We start from the raw sequence: 22,009 nt of genomic DNA on the forward strand, positions 1-22,009 counted from the left end.
GCTACATGAAACTGAGCGAGTCCATGTCAAAGATGATGGTGACATCATCAGGTGCAGGGGTGGCTTTGAGGACGGATTGGACGTGTCGGTGTAGTGCCCTTGCGGAATGCGACTTGAGCATGAGTTGGTAGCGGAATTGGCCGTGTGCGCGTGTGAGTGGCGAGGGCATCGGTTCGCCGAGTTCGATGCCTGAGGGGAGGTTTTTACTGAGGCGTTTGTGGAGGTTTTCTAAGGTGAATTCAGCGCGCCGCTCGTGGTTGGATCGAGTCCCAAGAAGGGCGCAATGAGCGAATGGTGGGTAGGCGAATTGCTGGCGAAACTCGAGTTCTTGATCGGCATAGCCGTCGAAGTCGTGGTGGCGAGCGTATTGGACACTGGGGCTGTGGGGTGTGAAGGTCTGGACGATTACCTCCCCTTCGAGCTCGCCCCGGCCAGCTCGTCCAGCCACCTGGGTGAGGAGCTGGAAGGTACGCTCCCCTGCGCGAAAGTCTGGCACGTGGAGGCCGAGGTCGGCATTGAGCACACCGACGAGCGTGACGTTGGGGAAATGAAGGCCTTTGGCAATCATTTGCGTGCCAATGATGATGTCGATTTTTCGTGCTTTGAATTTGTTGAGAGTGTCGCGTAGGGCATTCTTGCGGCGCATGGTGTCGGCGTCGATGCGAGCGAGTCGTGCCTGAGGAAAGACCTTCTGAATGATTTCTTCTACCTTCTGGGTGCCATAGCCTTGGAACATAATGGCTTCGTCTCCACAGCTTGGGCATTTCTTTGGCGGGAGCGCCTGGTAGCCACACATGTGGCAGATGAGTCGCTCTTCAGTGCGGTGATAGGTGAGGGGGATGGCACAGTGTTGGCATTCGATCACGTGGCCACATGGTGGGCACTGTAATGATCTGGCGAAGCCGCGGCGGTTGAGAAAGAGGATGATTTGTTCGCCTTGTTCGAGCTTCTTGTCCATGGAGGAACGCAGCCTGTCGGAGAGGACGGGGAGCTTGCTCTTTTGCTTTTGCGCCTCGATACGCATGTCGAGCACGCGCATGATTGGCATGGCCTGTGAGTCTGCGCGCTGAAGGAGCTTTACCAGAGAATACTTGCCGATGCGGGTATTTTGGTAGGACTCTAGCGATGGCGTGGCGGAGCCCAGCACGACGGTGGCTGATTCGAAGTGGCCACGCAGTACTGCCAGGTCTCGGCCGTGATAGCGGGGTGAGGTCTCCTGCTTGTAGGTGTTCTCGTGTTCTTCATCGACAATGATGATGCCGAGCTGAGTCAGAGGAGCGAAGATGGCAGAACGGGCGCCAATGACGATACGAGCCTCGCCATTGCGGATGCGATGCCATTCGTCGAAACGTTCGCCTTGTGACAGATGAGAATGAAGCACGGCGACCTGATCTTGAAGTGCGGCAAAGCGTGATTTAAAGCGCTGCACTGTCTGGGGGGTGAGCGAAATCTCCGGGATTAGAACCAGGGCGCTTTTCCCTTGGTCGAGGTTGCTTTGAACTGCTTGAAGGTAGACTTCGGTTTTGCCTGAGCCTGTGACCCCATGCAGCAAGATCGGTTTTGGAATCCCAGAGTCATGTTTTGGTGGGGAGAGGATGGTCTTTAGGGCTACTGCTTGCTCGGGGTTTAACTGGAGTGGCTTACTTTCTAGAAATTCTTGATCTTCATCGGGGTTGCGACGTACCGCCTCATCGAGGATTCGCACGACACCCTTTTTTGCGAGTGCCTGAGCAGGAGCGCTGGCGCTAGAACCCCCCAAGTCTTTCAGCGACATTTTGCCGTCGTTTGCTTCAAGTTGCTTGAACAAGATGTGTTGTTTTGGTGCGCGTTTGGCTAATTTTTCTCGTTCTTCTTCACTGGGTGTTTGAACGAGTTCGACGACTTTTTGAGTTTTTTCGCTATGGGCGTCTTGGCGAACGGACTCGGGCAACAAAGCACGCATGACTTGCTCAAGCGGTGCCACGTAGTAATCGGCGATCCACCTACCAAGCTTCATCAGCTGAGGCGTGATCAAGGGCTCTGGATCGATCAGTGCTTTGAGTGGTCGCAGCGTGAATTTGCTGTCTGGGACCGGGCCTACCTCGAGTACCGTACCAGTGGAGTCTTTGGCCCGCAGTGGGATGCGAACTCTACAGCCGAGCTGCACGGGCATCCCTTCGGGGATGAGGTAGTCGAAGACTAGCTCTGATGGGCCATCGATGAGAACTCTAGCGGATTGCTGCACGCTTTGAGTGTGGAGGCAGAATCTCTGCGTGTGAAGTGTTGATTTCGATCCATCTGAGGGAGCTAGCAGGGAGTGCTTTCATGGAAGCTGATAAGTAGCGGCATGCCGTGCTTGATATGATGATGAGGGGGGCCCCAATCGAGTATCGTGTTGTTGCGGTCTCGCTAGGCTTGGGTCCTGAAACTTTCTTATTCCAGAGCCCGTAGTTATTTGATACCCACCTTCTTATCTATGCTAAAAACTCTCATATCTAGCGGGCTCTTACTGAGCTTGTTCTCTTTTGCTGAAGCTCAATCAATGACTGATGCACAACGAGAAAGGCTGCAAAAGCAACTCAAGAGTATTCTGGAGCAGACAACTGAGGCTGATAGCCTAAAAAAGAAGTCGGCTTATTCAGCCTACCAGCGAGCGATGAGCTCAGGGGCTGCATCATTGGAGTTGTACCTAAAGTGTGTGGAGAAAGTGGACTTTCTAGATGCGGGTAAAAGTTCGAGTGAGTTTCGTGAATGGCGCCGTGCGAATGCTGAGCTTCTGGGCGATTCTGACTTTCGATTGGCTCTGAGGTACCAGCTACGTTGGTTGGTGTTGAGTATTGAGGCAAACAAACGTGGGGAGCAAAGGATTCACACTATGGGTGAGGAAGCTCGGGAGCTTGTATCATCGATGCTCTCCAAAGCTGATGATCTGATGGAGCATCGTAAGCTTTTGTCTCAAAACGTGCTACAATCATACTTTGCACGAGCTTATGGGTTCACTGAGATCAAGGTGAAGCGATGGCCAACGGCGCCAGCCAACGTGCAGGCGATTTATAAGTCCGTGATTCTCCCTGATTTGGTTGAGCGAAAGAAAGTGAGTCAGGTGCGTGCAGCCTGGACGGAGATGATCAAGTTTGAGGAACTGCGGATGGACGCATGGAATAAGTCGAAGAGCAGTAAGATAGGGATGAAGAAAAATATGGGCTCGGCCGCGCTGAAGAAGTGGCGGGCTGAGGTCTACCCAGATCTGGTCTGGAACATGGAGCAGGATGTGCTGAAAGCTGGGGGGGAATACCAAGCAATCAGCAACATGATCACCCATATCGGCAATAACCTCAAGCACAAGAACGCCCTCAAGTGGGCCAGTGAGCTCGACGGGTTGCTGAATGTGGAGGATGAGCCTAAGGCTGTGGATGCGGCCCCTCCAGCGCCCAAGCCGAAGGTGGTGAAAGCGCCTGTGAAAGAAGTGGAAGTCGCACCAAGTCCCGCCCCCGCGACCAAGGCGGAGGCGAAGCCTAAGGAAACGGTGATTAAGAAGTCTGGCTACATCGAACTACCGTTGTAGCCTCTCAATGGTGAAGAATTGGTGGGCCAGTCGATGCTCTCGCGGTGAGCTGTCCCCTCAGGATCGCGTGGGTTCCGTCCTGGTAGTCAGGAGATTTGTTTAATTGTTGAAGCAAGAGTTGCGCTGCTTGTCGGCCCATGAGTTCCAGTGGCTGAGACATGGAGGTGATACTCGGTTCGGCTCCAGCAGCGATACTCTGGCCTTCGATACTTGCTATACTGATTTCTTTTCCAGGTGTCAGCCCGTAGCTACGAGCTGCATCGCAGGCTCCCAGTGCGCTGAGTTCTCTACTGGTAATGATTGCGGTTGGGGCATGGGAGCGACTCAAGATTCGGTGCGCAGCCTCGCGGCCTTGGTTGTACCCATGTTCTCCTGGTTGTTCCCACGCGTTGTTCCATGGAAGGTTTAATTGCTGACGGATATGTGCAAAGGATTGGGACTTCACGTGTTCTGACGCTTGCTTTGATGGACCAGAAATGAAGCCGATTCGCTGGTGACCTAGTAAATGCAAGTGATTTACAACCTGTCGTATGGAATGCTCAAGGTCGAGGTCGACCCAAGAGGTGTGATCATCATCGCAATGGTGGCCAATTACGACCATGGATGGCCTAGCCTCTGACTCAAGCAATGCCCACGAGCTCGGAGCTGTTTGTGGGAAAAAATGCAGAAGGCCGTCGATCCTGCGTTGCTGGATCAACTTGCCAAGTTGCTTGCCTTGGAGGGCCTTAGACCCGGTATCATAAAGTACAGTGTGGTAATCTGCCTGCTCGAGTACTGGGTGTGCCCCCCGGAAGATGTCCGCATAGAATGGGCATCCCATGTGGCTGCTGAAGTCAACCGCGATACCGATTTGCTGTGACCTGCCTGAGGCAAAGTTGCCAGCTAAGGCATTGTACTCATAGCCGAGACGTGCGGCGGCTTGGATGACGCGCTCTCGTGTTGAGCTTTTGACGCTGCCTGAGCCACTGAAGACTCGAGAGATTGTCATCTTCGATAGACCTGTAGCTTCAGCTAAGTCGGTCATTGTAGAATGAGCGCTGTGCTTGCGCGGTCGTTTTGATTTCTTTGTTTGATCGTTCATTGAGAGGTTGGAAGGAATTGAATACCCAAGTGACGGGGAGGTAGCAATGGAGGTGGCCAGAAGGTAAATTTCGTCTGTTAGAAATAGCAAGTAAATTGTTAGATTTTGGGTTGAGGTTGATTGAATCGGTTCTGGATTTTTTCATTTCCAGAGCTGCTTAAAGGCGCAAAGCATGAAGATTTATCGATTCTTTCTTTTCTCCTCGGTGTGATGCCTCTAATGGTTAAAGCAATGAGTAACGCAGAAGAATCTTGGTACTTCACCCAGAATGGAGAGCGCAAAGGGCCGATCTCGATAGACTTACTAAATAGCTTGGTAGGGAAGGGGAAGCTCGACCCTGTGAGTGATTTGGTCTGGGGGCCAGGATTGAACGACTGGACTAAGGCAGGAGAGTTAGAGGCTTTGAAACCTGCGTATGCTGCGCTTGAAGCGGAAAAGGTAGCCGCAGTTGTGCAAGCTGAGCCAGATGCTGTTGCGGCTCCTCAGCCTGTTTTGGAGGAAGAGGATAGCCCACCGCCGCCACCTGAGTATGTACCAGTACCCACACCTGTATTGGAGCAACAAGATGCAGAGCCTGTATCTGCAGCTGAAGACAACGAGGTATTAGCTGCCGCGATGGAGGAACGCCGCCAGAAGCGAGAGCTCGAGCAAGGTTTGAGTCGAGGGAAGTTTATTGGCGGGTCCTTTGCTCTTCATCTGATTGGTATTCTGATCATTGCGGTCATTTATGGGCAGCTTTTCATGAATCTTGGAATGGAATTAGAAAATTCGTTGCAGATGGCGGAGCAGATGGAGTCTGCGGAGACTCAGAAGTCCATGCTGTCTGCCGGCATGCTAGCGAATGCGGTCTCGTTGATTATGACCTTGGTGACTGTATTGATGGTCATTTCTCGCTTAACGAATTTGGGCATGTCACGGTGGAATTTTTTGTGGTTTATGGTGCCTCTCGCGAACATTTGGATTGGTTATCGTGTGGTGGCTTGTCCGGCTGGTTATGCAAATCACACGACCCTCGACGGAGCCGGCAAAGGACTGGCGTTTCTTTACTTTGCGGCAATGTTACTGCCGTTTGTGTTGATCGGTGGAATTTATTTCGCCGCGAGTTCCGGTGCCTTTGGCGATGGAACCGAGCTTCAATCATTGCTAGAGAATCTGCAAAGCCTAGAGCAGCTTAACCAATCACCACTTCCTGACCAACACTAAGCCCTCACTCAAAACCTCTATGGGAAAAGCCATTCGATACCGCGCGATGATTCTGCTGGTTGCAGAACTATTTTTTATAATCACTTCAGCCTACTGGGACGAATTACACGATGAAGCACACTTTATGGTGGCATTGTATTTCGTTTTTTTCTGTGTTGGTGGCTATAGCCTAACCAATGATAAAAAGTGGCTGATGCGCTACGGTGGGTATTGTTTGATTGCCCTATTTTGTAGTTGGTTCGATGGAGGAACCTGGGTGCATTTATTGGGCACTCTTTGTATCCTAGCCGTCTATTACATGATCTTTAAGGCCGCTGTCTGGTATAGCTTGTTCCGGGCTAAAGTGGATCAGGCTGATCAGATTTTAGCGGGGGTCGCCGGCTATCTCTTGTTGGGCTTGTTCTGGACTGTGGTATTTATGTTCATTGGGCGAGAGTTTGCAGGTTCCTTATTGAATCAGGTGTCAGGCACTGACGCGACCGCTGCTGAGGCGCTATATTTCGCTTTTGTGACGGTGACCACTCTGGGGTACGGCGATATTGTGCCGGTGGCTCCGATTGCCAAGATCATGGCGATATTGGCTGGAGTCAGCGGGGTGCTGTATATCGCGATTTTGATTTCTGCGATTGTGAGTGGGGTAAAAGTGGAGAATAAGGATGATGTTCATCCTAGCTAAATTGGAAAGAGCGTCTCATGTCGTTTTGAGTGTGGCTCGAAAATGTTAGGCAAACAGTATGGGTGTATTTGAAAGGTATCTATCTCTATGGGTGGGCTTAAGTATCCTACTTGGGGTGGCATTCGGTAAGCTTTTCCCAGAGGTATTTGCCGTAGTGGCGGCATTCGAATACGCGCATGTGAACTTGGTTGTGGCGGTATTGATCTGGTTGATGATCTACCCGATGATGATTCAAGTCGACTTCAAGGCAATCAAAGATGTTGGTAAGAAGCCTGTTGGTTTGGGGCTGACGCTCACAATTAATTGGCTGATTAAGCCTTTTAGTATGGCCCTTTTAGCCTGGTTGTTTTTCAAAGTGATTTATGCGCATTGGGGGGAGATCGAGCAGGCAGATGAATACATTGCAGGAATGATATTGCTGGGTGTTGCGCCATGTACGGCCATGGTTTTTGTGTGGAGTCAGTTGACGAAGGGAGATGCCAATTACACCTTGGTGCAGGTGGCTGTGAATAATCTGATCATGATTGTTGTGTTTGCGCCAATCACAGCGTTCTTACTGGGTGTTAGTAACATTCAGGTGCCGTGGAGTACGTTGGTGATCTCTGTGGTGCTCTATGTGCTTCTGCCATTGATTGCGGGAGTGATTACCAGAGCGAAGCTGGACCGGGCACATGACCATGCCGGCCTCGAGCGTTTCGTTGCAAGGCTCAAACCTTGGTCTATTGTTGGTTTGCTTGCGACTGTGGTGTTACTTTTTGGTTTCCAGGCAGAGACGATTATAGCTCAGCCGATTACCATTGTATTGATAGCGATCCCGCTGTTGCTGCAGACTTATGGGATTTTTGCCATTGGGTATGGTGCAGCGAAGAAGCTCAAATTGCCATTTTCGATCGCAGCACCTGCTTGCATGATTGGAACTTCGAATTTCTTTGAACTCGCAGTGGCTGTTGCGATCTCGTTGTTTGGCCTGCATTCCGGGGCTGCATTGGCGACGGTGGTAGGAGTCTTGGTAGAGGTGCCTGTGATGTTGTCTTTGGTGGCGTTTGCCAATAAGACGCAGTATTGGTTTGGTGGAGTAAAGGGTCGCTGAGTAACTGAGCGAGATCCTGAATCAAGCGGGGCTCAGCTTCTCTTGTTCTGTCCTTTAGAATTTAATGTTGCATCATCATGATGATAAACTACTATGTTCTTAAGAACAGTGTTCAAATTATGAGTGATGCATTAACAAAGCGCCAACAAGAGGTTTACGATTACTTAAAGCAAATGTCTCGAGAGACTGGGATGATGCCCTCATCTCGTGAAATTCAAGAACACTTCGGCTTTGCGAGTCAGACTGCAGCGATGAACCACCTTAGAACTCTAGAGCGTAAGGGGGTGATTCAGCGTGCGGCAGGTAAGGCAAGAGCCGTGGCCTTCACGGAGGAGCTAGAGCGCGAAGAGATCGTTGATATCCCAGTCTATGGTGCGATTGCTGCTGGCTTTGCGCAAGAGACTGAGCAAATGAGCGACGGTTGCCTATCGATTGATGTTCGTAGCCTGGGTATCCCAAGAAATGCCCGGACTTTCGCTTTGAAGGTGCGAGGTGAGTCAATGATTGATGCCCATATCTGTGATGGTGACACAGTGGTTTTAGAATTTCGTGAGCCGCGCCGTGGAGACGTTGTCGCTGCTTTGATAGATGGTGAAACCACGTTGAAGCGCTATGTGATTCAGAATGGAAGGCCGTACCTCCAAGCTGAAAATGAAGCCTTCCCTGATTTGATTCCTGCGCGTGAATTGGTGATCCAGGGGGTGATGGTCGCATTGCTCCGTCAGTCAGCTTGAATGGATGCGGGCTTCAGTTGAAAGATTACGTAGGGAGGCCAAAGGCTCGCCTTTGTTGGCACTAGCCTTGTACAGACGTCGTGTCCACAAAAGCTGGAAAATCACCAGTATCTCCGCGTTTTGTGGTGGACTGGTGTTAAGCAGCGCTGGCCTTTTGGGGGGCGCAGGTTTTCTCCTCGTGATTGTGGTGCTACTGCTTCTGCGCCCAGCCTTTGAGGTTTACTTTTCAGCGCGAGCGCATTGCCCTCACTGTGGTGCAGATGTGTTTATGGATCTGTGCCAGAAAGAAAGCCAGGATGGTATCGAGTCAGGCTTGGTGTGCCCGTATTGTGGGCGTGATGCGACAAAGCAGGGAGCCGATCCAAGTGCGATGACTGTGGATGTGTGAGCTGTACTTGTCTTATCCTGGCGGCCAGAGCATCTGGCGCTCAGCGAGGATGTGAAGGTGGAGGTGTGGGACTTCTTCTCCGCCATTTGGCCCATTGTTGATGACGGTGCGGAAGCCTGCTTCTGCGAAACCTTCTTGCTGTGCGACTTTCTGCACGGTGAGCATCAAATGGCCGAGTACCGCCTGATCTTCAGAGGTGGCTTCGGCGATGCGCACGATGCGTTTTTTAGGGACGACTAGAAGGTGGACTGGTGCTTGTGGGCTGATATCGCGAAAGCAAATGCATTGTTCATCCTCGTAGACGATGTCTGAGGGGATCTCGCGATCGATGATCATTTCGAAAATGGTCTTATCGGACATGGTGCGTAATAGGTTTGGGTATTGATTGAAGGGGGGCAGACTATTCAGTGGTGTCGACGCGGAGCATGGGGGATACAACTACTTCGTCAAGGTGGCCGGCCATGGCGACTTGACCTTGTTTGATGTGGTCTGATTCAAGGTGTGCGTCGAGGTGGGATTGGCTCTCCCATTCTTCAAAGAAGATGAATTGAGCTGGATTCTCAACCGTCTGGTGGAGAAGGTACTGGACACAGCCGTCTTCTTTCAGTGTGGGGGCTACGAAATTGATGAGCTCTTGGCGAACGAGTTCTATGGATTCAGCTTTGGCTGTGATGGTCGCAGATACGTAAAGTGGCATGGTATTGGAATGGATGTTGGTTCGTGGATTAGTCTTCGTCTGAGTCGCCGCGTTTTTTGCCTTTGAGTTTGGCTTCGATAAAGGCGTCAATGCCGCCATCCATCACACCTGAGATGTTTGCGGTTTCTTCGCCCGTGCGCAGGTCTTTGACCATTTGATATGGCTGGAAGACATATGAGCGGATCTGGCTACCCCAGCCGATGTCGCCTTTTTCACCGTACTCTCGCTCAGAAGCTTCTTTTTGTTTGTCTTCTTCGATTTGGTAAAGCTTGGCTTTAAGTAGCTCCATTGCTAGCTCGCGGTTTCTGAGTTGTGAGCGCTCTTGCGTGCAACGGATGATGATCCCAGTGGGCTTGTGCTTGAGGATCACAGCGGTCTCGACCTTGTTGACATTTTGACCGCCAGCACCCCCAGAGCGAGCTGTTTGGATGTCGACGTCTGCCGGATTAATTTCAATTTCGATGTTGGTGTTCATCTCCGGTGTGGCGTCCACTGAGGTGAAGGATGTGTGACGCTTGCCTGCGGAGTCGAAAGGCGAGATACGCACGAGACGATGCACGCCGCGTTCATTTTTGAGGTGCCCGTATGCAAAGTCGCCTTCGACTTTGATAGTGGCGCTGGAGATGCCAACGCTGTCACCTTCGGTGTAGTCGATAGAGGAAACTTTGAAGCCTTTGCTTTCGGCCCACCGAGTGTACATACGCAGTAGCATGGCGGCCCAATCGCAGGCTTCCGTACCGCCAGCTCCTGAGTTGATTGTTAGGTAGCAGCTTGAGGAGTCATTGGGTTTATCGAGGAGTACCAGGACTTCGAAGGAATCCAGCGCAGAGTCGATTCCAGCAAATTCGCTGGCGGCTTCTTGAGCTGATTCTGCATCTTCGTATTCCTTTGCCAAGCTGATGAGCTCGAGCAGATCATCCAGCCGTTGCTCTAGCTCGAGAAGGGGGGTGAGCTTGCGTTTGATTAGGTTTGCCTTTGCTACCACTTCTTGGGCTTGGCTCGCATCGTCCCAAAAGCCTCCATCTGCCATTTGCTGATCAATCTCATGAATTTGAGATTCAAGCTTGGGGACGTCAAAGGTACCTCCTGAGTGTGGACAATCGGCTCTTGATAGAGCTTGTGTCGACCGCCAGGAGGTCAGCGTTGTATGGTTCAGACATGCGGGTGTTGTGCTATGTGTGCGCTAAGATTTCAACTAGAATCTTGTGCGAGAGAATATGCTGGGTGGGCAGCTCAGCTTGAGGCTTATTGCTCGAGCTGTTGGTCTTTGAGAATGCCGCGAAACTCCACGAGAATGTCTTTCGGAAGACGCACATTGAGGGTGATGGGTGTCTTGTCATCAAAGACGGTGAGTTGCTGCCGTGCTCCTAGATCCATCATTTCGCGTAGGCTGAAAATGCCGTATTCTGCCGCGTGCTTTCTAACTAATGAGGTGACGGCTATGGCCACAGATTCCTCGATGTCCAGTGCTGGTTTAATCGTGAAGGTGGCCTTTTCTAGGATTCCAGCGGCAACCAATTGATCAAGCTCTTTGCCAATGTCATGAGCAAATTGTTCGATGTGTGATGTGTCATCTCCTGAGTCGATCCCCATGGCGTGGATGGCGTGGCCTGCATTTTGGCAGAGGATGGATATTTTAAGCCACTGTTCGGCGTGTGGGGATGCTGCGGCCAGCGATGGGATTAGGGCGAAAATAAGAAAGAGAAGTTTCATCTCTATCCTTTTAAACAGGAATCCATGGTGCTGGAAAGTTAGAAATGAGTCGATGTTTGCTGGCTGTCACGCTGCGTCTCTATAAAGTGCTATGTGAAGGAGTAATGTACGGTATCATTGGTAATTTACTGGACAATTTTCATCTATCTGAGGTAGCATAAGAAATGCGTTTGCACCCCACCTTTTACGCATGGATCTGTATTTTTATCCTCCACATACCAGCTCACTCGAATGATCAGGTGCTGATGGGGGATGCCTCTCGCGTGAGTAAAGAGGAGGTATTGCAGCGTCCCTTACACCGTTTGCCGGATTTGGCCGCGATGGATTTGGCAGAGCTGCGCGCTTTTTTTGCTGTCGTGCCAAAAGCAGGAAAGGATTGTGCGAGCTTTGTGACCGTACCCAGCATGGATCTTGCTGAGCCGGTGAAGGACTTAGTCTTGGAGTACATCGATCTCAATCGTTCGGGCGCTCACCAGAAACAATACCAGATGGCGATTGACGATACTCTGGATGTGCCTCGATCGGGTTATTTGATTTTTGAGGAACGTGGTGAAACGCCGCTTTGGTCGCATCGGGAGTCATGGTGGATTTCGCTGGATGATGCCGCGTTATACTATTTTTCTGAGTCCATTCCTCACAAACACACTGAGGTGGCACCTGAAGCGCCAGTACTTCGCTTTGCTGTGCTCGATCTAGCCGAAGAAGTGCGTGATCAATTGGCCAGCATGGTTTGGTATTTATCTCAGGTACGGTCTGAGCCAGTTGGAGAAGTGGTAGGAGAGGCCGGGACTGAGTTCGGTGTCTATGATGCTCAAGCGCAGCTGACATTGGTGGATCGAGAGGAATTCCAAGTAATCTATCAGGCTGAGCGTTGGCTGGAAATGGCTCATCCGATTCAGGAGCGTTGGCAATTTGATTATAGCCCAGCTCTCTCAGCTAGCCTTGCGTCAGAATATTTGCATGTTCATGGTGGTCGTGTGTTGCGAGAGCAAGCGGGAATGGAGCCTATTCAATTGATGGGGTGGTCATCTGCAATGGGCTCGGACGAGCTTCTTCCGCAAGCCAGTGCAGCTAGGGAGAAGGCGTTTGTTCGTTTACTCGGGCTATTGCGAAACGGTTCAGCTCCAGATGGATTTCTTTACACTGCGGCAAGATTAGTGGGGGAAACCGGGTTTGATCAATGGCGCGAGGAGCTTGGCCAAATGCTGAAAGATCGTCTCAGTGATCGTGATGGGAAGGGAAGGGTACAGATTGCAGAGGAGGAATTACTTCGAGCGGGTCGCACGATTGAGCTGTCTGCTGGAAAAGTACATGCTACTGGGCTTGCTGAATTGGCGGTAGAAGGTTTGGAGTTCTCGACATGGGCAGTCATGCAGATCAATGCTCTGGAAGCGGGGGAGCAAGCTGTGGCTTTAAAGCATGCCTGGGAGATGGCCGATGTTCTGGATCGAGGTTGGGTGTTCCAATGGATAGCGGGTTTAGATCCAAGCTTGGCGAAGCAAATGTACGCGTCATTAGACAATGAAGAGAAGCTCCCATTGGCGGCGTTTTATTATACGAAACTAGTGATGCCTCCGGCTTTGAAAGAACCTAGTGTTAGCGTTCTGATGGAAAAGGTTCTGCTGAGTACTGAGTTGTTACCCGATGTGAAGATTGCAGCAATAGCCGCCTGTTCTAACGCGATGTATGTCGGTGCTCATCCGACGTTCTATGAGGTGCTTGAACGGGTGATGGAATCAGCGGATCGAGAGCTGGTGCTTGGCGGGAGTGCGGTCTATCGTGCCGCCTTGATTGCCGCTATGGAGTACCCTCAGTTTACAGAAAAGCTGCCTGATATGTTGGCGGACTTGGAGCATGTGGGGCTAGAGGTAGATGACGAAATGGAGGTGCTTAGCGCGTTTTTGGATTTTGCAATCCATCGGGATGCTAGTATTCGAAGTGAGGTTTCAGCTTATTGTGAAAGGCGATTGCTGAATGCTCCGGGTATGGTGGAGAGACGCATTGAGCTATTGATTCAGTATGAATACTTTGAGCTTATCTCCATCCTAGAGAGGATGGCGACTCGAGATCAGGAAGAGTCTCAGAGTGTGCTTGCGCGCATGGGTTTGATGGCTCAAAGTTATCCAGTGGGGCGGTACAGTTACCATTCGGCTCGCTACGCAAGATGCTTGGCGGCAGACTTGCCCTGTGCAGCGCGTAGTCGTGTGTGGGCGGCGATGGCTCTGGAGCATCCAGTGCTGTTTTTTGATGAAGGGGTAACGGAGCTGGGAGAGTCCTTGCTAAAGCTCATAGACGCTGATGTTCCTGAACGTTCGGCATTGATTGACGCAATGCGCCAGGAGGGCTGCCCTCGATTAAGAGCCTTGGTGCAGCTAGAGTGATAGCGGACAAGCAGTCGATGCTGTTCAGTCTACAGAAGCAAAAAAGCCCGCCATTGCTGGCGAGCTTTTTTTCATGCACTTCATGAGTTGAAGTGGCATCCCGTAGGGGATTCGAACCCCTATTGCCGCCGTGAAAGGGCGGAGTCCTAACCATTAGACGAACGGGACACTATATGGTTAGCGCTGAGCGCGGGCGCAAAGAACCATGCTGCTGTGAAATTGGCAAGATGATTTTTATTTTAATGTGCATTTTTTTAGTGATGCATTCGCACTCTCTCGACTTCTATCCAAACTATCAGCTGATAGATAAACCTGCTATGTAGTCTAACGCTGGATACAATTCGCCTTGACCTAGGGTGGTGAGATGGTTTGATCAGTCGGCCTGTGATCCACACTGTGGAGATGGGGCAACAACACGCAACAATCACATGAAAAATACAATGGCACGCCGAGGAATGCGAGCATTTGGGTCTGGGCTTTTGAGCCTCCTAATCGCAGCGAGCATCGCAGGTGCACAAGATTTCACTGATAAGCCAATCCGTAGTCTCGAAATCCGTTATGATGGAGCGAAGACTGTGGACGAATCACGTATCCGTAACTTGATGTCGGTGAAGGCCGGTCATAAGTTTAGCGCGGAGAAGTTAGATGATGACATTCGCTCGCTTGTCGAGAGTGGATTGGTAGACGACGTGAGGATGGATGGTGAAGAATACGGCGATGGGATGAAGCTCATTGTCGAGGTCACCACACGACCTTCTCTCGCAGGTGTCGGTTTCACTGGGAACTCGGAGTTTACCTCAGGCAAATTGGCTAAGGAATCTGAGCTGAAGCCGGGTTCACCTATTAGTGATGCATTGATTTTTGAGGCTCGCAAGGCGATCGTGAAGTATTACAACGGCTACGGTTATCCCGATGTGACGATCACACACACACTGCAGCCAACCAATCGTCCAGGGTATTCAGATTTGATCTTGAATATTAACGAGGGCGAGCAGAACGAAGTGCGTCACATTGTTTTCCGCGGGAATGAGTCGGTGAAGACTCGCGTGCTCAAGTCAGAGATGAAGACCAAGGAGAAAGGGCTGCTTTCCTTTATGACCAAATCGGGCCGCATTGATGTGAGCAAGTTGCAAGAAGATGAAGAACGCATCCTCGATTATTACCGCAACCGGGGGTTCTTGCGTGTTTCCAGTACCGGTTTCAAGCGCGAGGCTGATACCAAGCGAGGTCGTGTGAATCTCGTGATGGATATCAACGAGGGTATCCAATACAAAATCAATCAGATCGCTTTTGCTGGTGACATGAAGGTCTTCTCTGAAGCGGAGCTTTTACAGGTGCTCACTTTGAACCCAGGGGAGAGCTTTTCATCCAAGAACATGCGTAAGGATAAAACCACTGTACGTAGTTACTATGGTTCGCGTGGTTATGCCGATGCATCCGTGGTGGAAGATATCCAAGACGCAGGACCTGGAATGGTCAATATCACATACCGCGTGATCGAGGGGCGACCGTACCGAGTGGGCCGCGTGACAATCGAGGGCAATAACAAGACGAAGGATAAGGTCATTCGCCGTGAAGTCCCTCTCAAGCCAGGTGATAATTTCAACTCAGTGGATGTTGAGACATCGAAGAAGAGAATCCAAGGTCTCAACTACTTCTCTAACGTAGTGACTGAGACCAACCCATCTGTGCAGGATGGTTACCGTGACCTCCGAGTGATTGTAGATGAAAAGAACACAGGTCAGCTTAGCTTTGGTCTCGGGTTCAGTTCCATCGACAGCATTGTGGGTTACATTAACGTAGAAGAGTCTAACTTTGACATCACCAATCCATGGAGCTTCCGCGGTGGTGGTCAGAGATTCGGACTCAACCTGCGTTTGGGTGCGGAGACACAGGATTTCAGACTCTCTCTCACGGAGCCATGGTTCTTAGGTCGTCGCCTTTCCTTTGGCGGCGAGGTCTTCTACCGTGGTGCTCAAAACTTGAGTGACTACTATGAGCAGACTAATGTGGGTGCTGGCTTGTTCCTGCGTAAGCCACTGACAAATCGCTCCTACATCAATGCATCGCTTCGCTATGAGAAGATTCGTGTGGATGTTGAGGATAACGTGCCAGCTGATTCATTGTTCCAAGAAATTGGTGGCAAATTCACTCGTCCAGCACTCGAGTTGAGCTACACCTATGACAGCCGCGATGCGCTCCAGACACCACGTAAAGGGCACAAGTTTGAGACTGGGATCACAGGGATTCTTGAGTCACTTGGTGGTAACTCGAATTCCTTTATTTTCAATGTGAGTGGATCCAAGTTTTGGAACCTCTGGTTTGACTCGATTCTCGAGTTGGCGGGTTCTATGGACATGGTAGAAACGAGTAGTGGGCCGACTCCAATTTATGACCGTCAGTTCCTTGGTGGTGCCCGTAACCTCCGTGGTTTCGAATACCGTGATGTGGGGCCGCGCGATCCAGCTACAGGTGGTGTGATCGGTGGTGACTCCGCAGCTTATGCTACCGTTGAGTGGTCATTCCCTCTGATATCCAGTGTGCGTGGTGCTTTGTTCTACGACGGTGGTTTTGTGAACCTCGATAGTTGGGACTTCAGCTTCGACAACTACCACTCCGACTTTGGTGCTGGTCTTCGCATGAACCTCCCATTTGGGCCGATTGCACTCGATTACGGTATTCCACTTCAGGTGCCAGATGCTCGTGCTGATAAAGGTGGGCAGTTCAACTTTTACATCGATTACGAATTCTAGGATTTAGATTCGATCTCAATTTCATATCAAAGCCCAAGGTCGTAAGCTGCCTTGGGCTTTTTAGGTATAGGCACTGACCGCTCATTCGAGGTGTGGACAGGGTTTATAGAGGAGTCGAGTGGCTCCGGTAGGTGGAAAAGTGGTCTTGGCTTCTAGCTTGTTGCGTCGTCTTTATAGAGGAGCGAGACTGGGATAAATAATACAGCGCTACCCAGCATGAGGTAGGTGAAAAACCAAAAGTACGCTGCGCCTTCTAGCTTGTAGAAGCCCCCTGCTACGAATTCGTAGTGGTATGGTGATGCCGCGGTACTGTTTGATCCCGAGGGGGTGAGGCCTAATGCTGCTTTCCGTTGATCGAGCCAAGATTGTTTTTGAGTGGTACTTAGATTAGTATTCTTTAGATCCTCGTAGGTGACGATGAGTCCGGTGTCCCACTGTGAGAGTGGTTTTTGATCGGGGCCTATAGATTGAATACGGAAGCTTTTACCGTTGAGTAATCGGTAGCTCAGCATCGATCCCCAAGGGTCTTGAAGGTCGGCAATCATGGCTTGACCTTCATCTGAGGAGGGGAATTGAAGCTGCCGTGTGTGGTGGTCTTGGATGAGTGCGGCTGCAGCTTGAAGCTCGAGGTGGGCAGGGACTTCACGGTGTTGCACAGCGGAGAGATCATTGAAGTGGATAGAGATGTCGTCCGGAGTGCCGATCTTTTGATCGAAGCCAGGGTAGTCGTGCTGGTAGAGCTGCTCTTGGTGGCTAGACTGACGGACTTTGCTGTCTGAGAGAAGGATGCTAGCGTCTTTTGCTTCGTTCGCGAGTGGGCTAGGAGTCTGGATGTAGTTGTTGATGATGGCTGTGAGCCCATTGCCGAGGGCTACAGTGATAAGGAACAGAGACATCACCATCGACTTCATGCTGTTTGGTGCTTGGGTGTAGGCAAATTCAAGACAGACAATCGAGACCATTACCTCGGCAGAGGTGAGCATCAGGTAGGCTAGTATCTGCCAAGCGATGCTGGGTTCTTGGCCTGCATCGATCCATTCTTGGGTGAGTGCAGAGAGTGCGAATGCTGCTGCGGTAAGAAACAGTCCCACCCCGATCTTACGCAAAGATGTGAACTTCCACAGTCTATCAACTGCTGGATAGAGGACGTAAGTGAATATGGGAATGAGCAGCAAAATCATGAAAGGGTTGGCTGCTTGAACTTGTGAGGGCAAGATTTCTATCCCGAAGAGCGTGCGATCCATGTCTATCGCTTGGAACACCCAAGTGGAGGCAGTTTGATCGAATAAGGCCCAAAAAATGGCCGTAAAGCTGAAGACACTACAGAGTTTGAATAAGGTCTTGATCCCTTTCCAAGAGAAGATTTCGCGAGTGAATTCCTTGCCGGCTGGCGGGATGTGGATGAAGGAATGGCGACCCATCCAAAAAACAAGCGTCGCAAGTGCCATCAAGGCGCCTGGGATGCCGAATGCCCAGTGTGGCCCGTACCATTTCAAGATCCAAGGGATGCAGACGTTTGAGATCGCTGCTCCTAGGTTGATCGAGAAGTAAAACCAATTGAATGCTTTGGTGATGAGGTGTTGGTTATTTGGTCCAAATTGGTCTCCGACGTGAGCTGAAACGCATGGCTTGATTCCGCCTCCGCCGATTGCGATGAGGCCCAAACCTGCTAACAACCACCATGCAGCTGGGCCAACGACCCCCATGTATGCCAGGCAGAGGTGACCTAGGCAGTAAACGATGGAAAGCGAGATGATTGTTTTGTATTTGCCTAGAAAGCGGTCGGAGAGGATGGCTCCAAATACTGGGGTGAGGTAAATGGCCAAGACAAACCAGTGCACGTTTTCATTGGCTTTTGCCGAGCTCATGGGGTCGCTTACCTTGTCCCCTAATAAGTGGAGGTACTGGGTCATGAAGATGACCAAGGCGGCTTTCATTCCGTAAAAGGAAAAGCGCTCTGCAGCCTCGTTTACGACAATGTACGGAATGCCTTTGGGTAGCTCACTGGTGTCACTGGGGCTGCTGCGATACATGGCTAACACATATCGAATTGCAGCTGTGAATGGCGAGGAAAAAGAGGCAAACTAGCTCGCTGGAGAGCTTGCATGACTGAGAGTCTAGCTATGTCTTATAGACAAGCTGACTCTGAGTCGCGATATGTAGGGGTGTTCTTTGGGGTGATGATTGTGAGGATATCTTCGACAGATTGCGCGACCCAATTAGGTTTGTGTACCTGGAGCTCAGCTGCATCTTCGTAGCCCCATGTCACAGCAATGGAGTGGATACCAGCATTGCGTGCTGTGAAGATATCGACTCGGGAGTCGCCAATGAGGATGGAGTTGTTGCTCGATTGGCCTAGCTCACCGAGGAGTTCATGCACTCCAGAAGGGTTTGGTTTCTTTTCGATACCGTCGCGCTGACCTAGCACGCAGGCGAATGGATCGTCAGGGAAAAGAAATTTGCAGATTTCGGTGGTGAAAGCGTGCGGTTTATTCGAGAGAACGCTTAGGGTACAGCCGAGCTTCTTGAGTTGGGCTATGAGTTCATGGATTCCATCGAAGACGATGGTGCCGGAGTTCCAGTGTTCGCCATAGTGATCCATGAAGGCGGCATGCACAGACTCCACTTGCGCCCCTTGGTCATCGCCAGCGGCTAGTTCACAGAGGTTGAAGGAGCCGTTGCCAATGAAGCTGCGGACTTCTGCTTCACCGTATGTGGGGAGCTGATGCGCCTGAAGGGCGTGATTCAGTGAGTTGGTAATCCCAGGGAGGGACTCGACGAGGGTGCCGTCGAGATCGAAGATAATGTGTGAATGCATAGTGTGATTGGGAGGTCGGGAGAGGAGCATGATTTGAGTTTCCGTGCAAGTGTGGAAGCTTAAAAAAGTGAGACATGTGTCACACTCCATGTACCCCGCTATGATTGTGGTTGTTATTTAAGAAGAGGGGGAGAATGATACACCATCATGTTGCCTGAGATCCAAACAAAGATTCCAGGGCCGCGCTCGGTTGAGCTGGCGGCTGAGCTTCGCAAGTATGAAAGTCACAATGTCACGTATGTGGCAGATGACTGGCCTGTTTTTTGGGAGCGCGCCAAGGGCTCAATGGTGTGGGATGTGGATGGCAACCGCTACATTGATATGACCTCGGCTTTCGGTGTGGCTGGCTTGGGGCATACGCATGAAAAATTGCAGCAAGCCATGGCTGAGCAAAGCGCGGTGTTGATGCACGGTATGGGTGATGTTCACCCAACGGCTCTGAAAATGCAGGTTTGCAAGAAACTTTCTGAGCTTAGCTACGAGCGATGGGGGCAGGGCACTGCCAAGACTGTGCTGGCGAACTCGGGGTTTGAGGCGGTGGAGACAGCGATCAAAACTGCTTTTATAGCCACAGGAAAACCTGGGGTGCTACACTTTAACAATGGTTACCATGGGCTTGGTTATGGCGCATTGTTGGCGGGTGGCTTTGATAAGTTTCGAGGCCCATTCGATCCGCAGATTGCTCCAGTGCGTCAGGTACTAGATTTTCCGCGTGAATCCGATGGTTTAGAGCAGCTGAAAGCTCAGTTAAAGGAAACCCAGAGTTCTGAGCTTGGGGCGCTGGTTGTGGAGCCGATTCAAGGACGTGGTGGTAAGGTCGTGCCGCCGGCTGGATTTTTGCAGTTGTTGCGCGATTGGTGTGATGCCAATGCGGTGGTGCTCATCTTTGATGAGATTTATACGGGCTTCAACCGAACTGGGAAGATGTTTGCCTGTGAATGGGAAGGTGTCTTCCCGGATCTTCTTTGCGTGGGCAAGGCGCTGAGCGGAGGCTACCCGATCTCTGCCTGTGTTGGTCGCTCCGAGGTGATGGACAAGTGGCCAGTGAGCCCAGGCGAGGCATTGCATACGAGTACGTTTTTAGGAAATCCAGTGGGCTGCGCGATGGCGGTGGAGGCACTGCGAATGCACGCGGATCCGCTGGTGGCTGTGAATGTCGAACGCCAGGGTGATGAGCTCCGGGCGATGCTGCGCGATGTTGATTCTCCATTGATTCACGAAGTGCGTGGCCGTGGGCTGATGATCGGGGTCGAGCTGCGCCACCCAGATGGCCGACCCGCTGGCGATGTGGCAGGGCCATTGTTAGGCAAGATGCTTGAGCGTGGTGTCGTCATGTTAGCCGACGGTCCAGAGGGTAATATTCTCGCCTTCACTCCTCCATTCTATATCACCCTAGGTGAATTAGTCTACGTGGTGCAGCAGCTCACCGAGCTCCTTAGAGATGCCAGCGGGAGTGCTCTACGATTGCCTTACTAAAAGCGTTTTAAGTGTGGTGTGCCAGCCCGCCTCATCGGACATGATGGAACGGGATGTGGTTGGCCTCCAGCCAACGGGGCTCTTATTATTCGGAAATCCCGCCATGCGGCTTCGCCTTTGGCGGGGCTGGTATGTTGATCGCCGTTGGCGATTTTTTTGGCTTGGGGGAGTTTAGGTGCCCTAGGTTTAGTGATGGCGTCCTTGTCTAAATTGAGTTTTTGCTCATGATCATTCCTAATGAAGGAGTTACTCTTTATGTTTATTTTTTTTATTGGGTCATTAGCTTTGACCTTGCCAGCTTGCTTTTACGCGATGCGGGTAGCCAAAGAAAAGGGAACTCTATTAAAGTGGAGAAATTGGGCGTGGTGGGTGCATTATGGGGGGCTGCTTATACCGCTTCTATGCGTGTATTATATTCAGAAGTCTGGCTGGTGGTTTGAGAGTGTGGATTTCCTCTATTGCAGTATCACCTATGTTCTGGCTTGGTCGGCGTCTATCATAGCTGCGGTGTTTTATTATAGAACGTGGGGGTTGCTGAGAAAGCTCCACAAGGAGGCTGATGAGTTGAGGTATGGGAAGTTCAAAAACTTTGTCAGCAACGACCGTCACCGTGATGATGGATTGTAACGGGGAATTCGCCGGAGGTGAAAAACATACCAGCCTAGGCAGAGGGGCGAGGCGAAGCGAGTTCCGCTTGCCTAGGTATGTGGGAAGGGGGGTGAACGTTGGCTGCAGGCCAACAACGCGGGAGGCAAGGTTGTGGTGGGTTATTGAGTTGATGTTGTTGGCCTTCAGCCAACGGCACCCTTTTTCGAGAACCCAGGGTTGTCGCATCTCCGCTGAGGCTCCGATGATTTGACCCTGGGTTGGTATGTTGATCGCCCTTGGCGATTTCTTTTGCTCGGGAGAGTTTTGGTACCCTGGGGTCTGAGTGTTTCATGGTACTGGTTCGCCGGAGGTGAAAGACATACCAGCCTAGGCAGAGGGGCGATGCGAAGCGAGTTCCGCTTGCCTAGGTATGTGGGAGGGGGTGAACGTTGGCTGCAGGCCAACAACGCGGCAGGCAAGGTAGTGGTGGGTTATTGCGTTGATGTTGTTGGCCTGCAGCCAACGGGTCCCTTTTTTGAGAACCCAGGGTTATTGCATCTCCGCTGAGGCTCCGATGGCTTGACCCTCGGCTTGTGTATTGGAAAGTATGCTAACATTCGCTCGGAAAGCAGATTGGCAAGATCATCCCTGGGCTAGATCCGTCATCAACTACGAGATCGCATATCAGCATGATTTGCCTTTCTGCCTTCCTCGCTTTTTTCGAATAGTTGCAAGAAGCATTTGCCAAGTAAATAGCTCGTACACAAGCCTGATTGATAGAGTGAGGATCCTTCCAATTGATTCAAAAAATCACTAAAATGGAACAGATTAAATACCAATTAGAAGTCGGAGTAGATGTGGCAAAAA

The 22,009-nt window shown here is 51.1% G+C and carries 19 protein-coding genes and 1 tRNA gene; 10 read left to right on the top strand and 10 right to left on the bottom strand.

Translation table 11 applies throughout. From position 1 onward, the window contains the following. Position 1: 1 nt before the first annotated feature. Entirely contained in the window at positions 2–2,224 is a 2,223-nt protein-coding gene (gene priA / locus F454_RS0108115; protein ID WP_018970148.1) for a replication restart helicase PriA, read from the bottom strand. A 297-nt stretch (positions 2,225–2,521) separates the two neighbouring features. Here priA and F454_RS0108120 point away from each other — a divergent pair, with 297 nt between their 5' ends. Next, entirely contained in the window at positions 2,522–3,544 is a 1,023-nt protein-coding gene (locus tag F454_RS0108120) for a hypothetical protein (protein ID WP_156817200.1), read from the top strand. Positions 3,545–3,548: 4 nt separating this feature from the next. On the opposite strand, the gene F454_RS0108125 is transcribed toward F454_RS0108120, so the two are convergent. Together F454_RS0108125 and F454_RS16575 are read right to left on the bottom strand one after the other, a co-directional pair. Beyond that, the gene (locus tag F454_RS0108125) at positions 3,549–4,568 is read right to left on the bottom strand and encodes a LacI family DNA-binding transcriptional regulator (protein WP_018970150.1); all 1,020 of its coding nucleotides are present in this window, start codon (positions 4,566–4,568) and stop codon (positions 3,549–3,551) included. Next, the gene (locus F454_RS16575) at positions 4,552–4,770 is read right to left on the bottom strand and encodes a hypothetical protein (protein WP_018970151.1); all 219 of its coding nucleotides are present in this window, start codon (positions 4,768–4,770) and stop codon (positions 4,552–4,554) included. Before F454_RS16575 ends, F454_RS0108125 begins: the two co-directional genes overlap by 17 nt. Positions 4,771–4,856: 86 nt before the next feature. Between F454_RS16575 and F454_RS0108135 the strand changes: the two genes are divergently transcribed. The 5 genes from F454_RS0108135 (at position 4,857) to F454_RS0108155 (ending at position 8,716) form a co-directional block, all read left to right on the top strand. Continuing rightward, positions 4,857–5,828, top strand: a complete 972-nt coding sequence (locus F454_RS0108135) for a DUF4339 domain-containing protein (protein ID WP_169334348.1) — start codon at positions 4,857–4,859, stop codon at positions 5,826–5,828. Positions 5,829–5,847: 19 nt separating this feature from the next. Continuing rightward, on the top strand, positions 5,848–6,504 hold the full coding sequence (locus F454_RS15765; RefSeq protein ID WP_018970153.1) for a potassium channel family protein: 657 nt from the start codon (positions 5,848–5,850) through the stop codon (positions 6,502–6,504). 58 nt (positions 6,505–6,562) lie between these two features. Next, positions 6,563–7,594 (top strand): ACR3 family arsenite efflux transporter, encoded by a 1,032-nt coding sequence (gene arsB / locus F454_RS0108145; protein WP_018970154.1) that lies wholly within the window; start codon positions 6,563–6,565, stop codon positions 7,592–7,594. A gap of 119 nt (positions 7,595–7,713) precedes the next feature. Beyond that, on the top strand, positions 7,714–8,328 hold the full coding sequence (gene lexA / locus F454_RS0108150) for a transcriptional repressor LexA (protein WP_018970155.1): 615 nt from the start codon (positions 7,714–7,716) through the stop codon (positions 8,326–8,328). A gap of 4 nt (positions 8,329–8,332) precedes the next feature. Then, complete coding sequence (locus F454_RS0108155; protein ID WP_156817201.1) at positions 8,333–8,716, top strand: hypothetical protein; 384 nt, start codon at positions 8,333–8,335, stop codon at positions 8,714–8,716. A 12-nt stretch (positions 8,717–8,728) separates the two neighbouring features. Here F454_RS0108155 and F454_RS0108160 read toward each other — a convergent pair whose 3' ends face one another. The 4 genes from F454_RS0108160 to F454_RS0108175 form a co-directional block, all read right to left on the bottom strand. Continuing rightward, positions 8,729–9,076, bottom strand: a complete 348-nt coding sequence (locus F454_RS0108160) for a histidine triad nucleotide-binding protein (RefSeq protein WP_018970157.1) — start codon at positions 9,074–9,076, stop codon at positions 8,729–8,731. A gap of 40 nt (positions 9,077–9,116) precedes the next feature. Next, on the bottom strand, positions 9,117–9,413 hold the full coding sequence (locus tag F454_RS0108165; RefSeq protein ID WP_018970158.1) for a putative quinol monooxygenase: 297 nt from the start codon (positions 9,411–9,413) through the stop codon (positions 9,117–9,119). A gap of 28 nt (positions 9,414–9,441) precedes the next feature. Continuing rightward, a protein-coding gene (prfB, locus tag F454_RS0108170) for a peptide chain release factor 2 (protein ID WP_338049212.1) occupies positions 9,442–10,573 on the bottom strand; the annotation gives its coding sequence in 2 pieces (ribosomal slippage) (positions 9,442–10,494 and positions 10,496–10,573; 1,131 coding nt in all). A gap of 85 nt (positions 10,574–10,658) precedes the next feature. Next, a complete protein-coding gene (locus F454_RS0108175; RefSeq protein WP_018970160.1) occupies positions 10,659–11,126 on the bottom strand; it encodes a hypothetical protein in 468 nt (155 codons plus the stop codon). A 164-nt stretch (positions 11,127–11,290) separates the two neighbouring features. Here F454_RS0108175 and F454_RS0108180 point away from each other — a divergent pair, with 164 nt between their 5' ends. Next, positions 11,291–13,507 (top strand): hypothetical protein, encoded by a 2,217-nt coding sequence (locus F454_RS0108180; RefSeq protein ID WP_018970161.1) that lies wholly within the window; start codon positions 11,291–11,293, stop codon positions 13,505–13,507. 93 nt (positions 13,508–13,600) lie between these two features. Here the strand turns inward: F454_RS0108180 and F454_RS0108185 are convergent. After that, positions 13,601–13,675: transfer RNA gene (locus F454_RS0108185), tRNA-Glu, on the bottom strand. A 260-nt stretch (positions 13,676–13,935) separates the two neighbouring features. Here F454_RS0108185 and bamA point away from each other — a divergent pair. Beyond that, positions 13,936–16,260: an outer membrane protein assembly factor BamA gene (bamA, locus tag F454_RS0108190; protein WP_083912942.1), complete on the top strand. Its 2,325-nt coding sequence runs from the start codon at positions 13,936–13,938 to the stop codon at positions 16,258–16,260. A gap of 152 nt (positions 16,261–16,412) precedes the next feature. On the opposite strand, the gene F454_RS0108195 is transcribed toward bamA, so the two are convergent. Continuing rightward, the gene (locus tag F454_RS0108195) at positions 16,413–18,293 is read right to left on the bottom strand and encodes a POT family MFS transporter (RefSeq protein ID WP_018970163.1); all 1,881 of its coding nucleotides are present in this window, start codon (positions 18,291–18,293) and stop codon (positions 16,413–16,415) included. Positions 18,294–18,388: 95 nt separating this feature from the next. Next, positions 18,389–19,078 carry an HAD family hydrolase gene (locus tag F454_RS14665; protein ID WP_018970164.1) on the bottom strand — a complete coding sequence of 230 codons (690 nt, stop codon included), beginning with the start codon at positions 19,076–19,078 and terminating at the stop codon, positions 18,389–18,391. 147 nt (positions 19,079–19,225) lie between these two features. On the opposite strand from F454_RS14665, the gene F454_RS0108205 reads away from it, so the two are divergent. Both F454_RS0108205 and F454_RS16345 read left to right on the top strand, forming a co-directional pair. Continuing rightward, positions 19,226–20,554: an aspartate aminotransferase family protein gene (locus F454_RS0108205; RefSeq protein WP_018970165.1), complete on the top strand. Its 1,329-nt coding sequence runs from the start codon at positions 19,226–19,228 to the stop codon at positions 20,552–20,554. Between the two features lie 224 nt (positions 20,555–20,778). Beyond that, positions 20,779–20,994: a hypothetical protein gene (locus tag F454_RS16345; RefSeq protein ID WP_156817204.1), complete on the top strand. Its 216-nt coding sequence runs from the start codon at positions 20,779–20,781 to the stop codon at positions 20,992–20,994. Positions 20,995–22,009: the final 1,015 nt, after the last annotated feature.

This window comes from Rubritalea marina DSM 17716 (genome assembly GCF_000378105.1).
Lineage (GTDB): Bacteria > Verrucomicrobiota > Verrucomicrobiia > Verrucomicrobiales > Akkermansiaceae > Rubritalea > Rubritalea marina.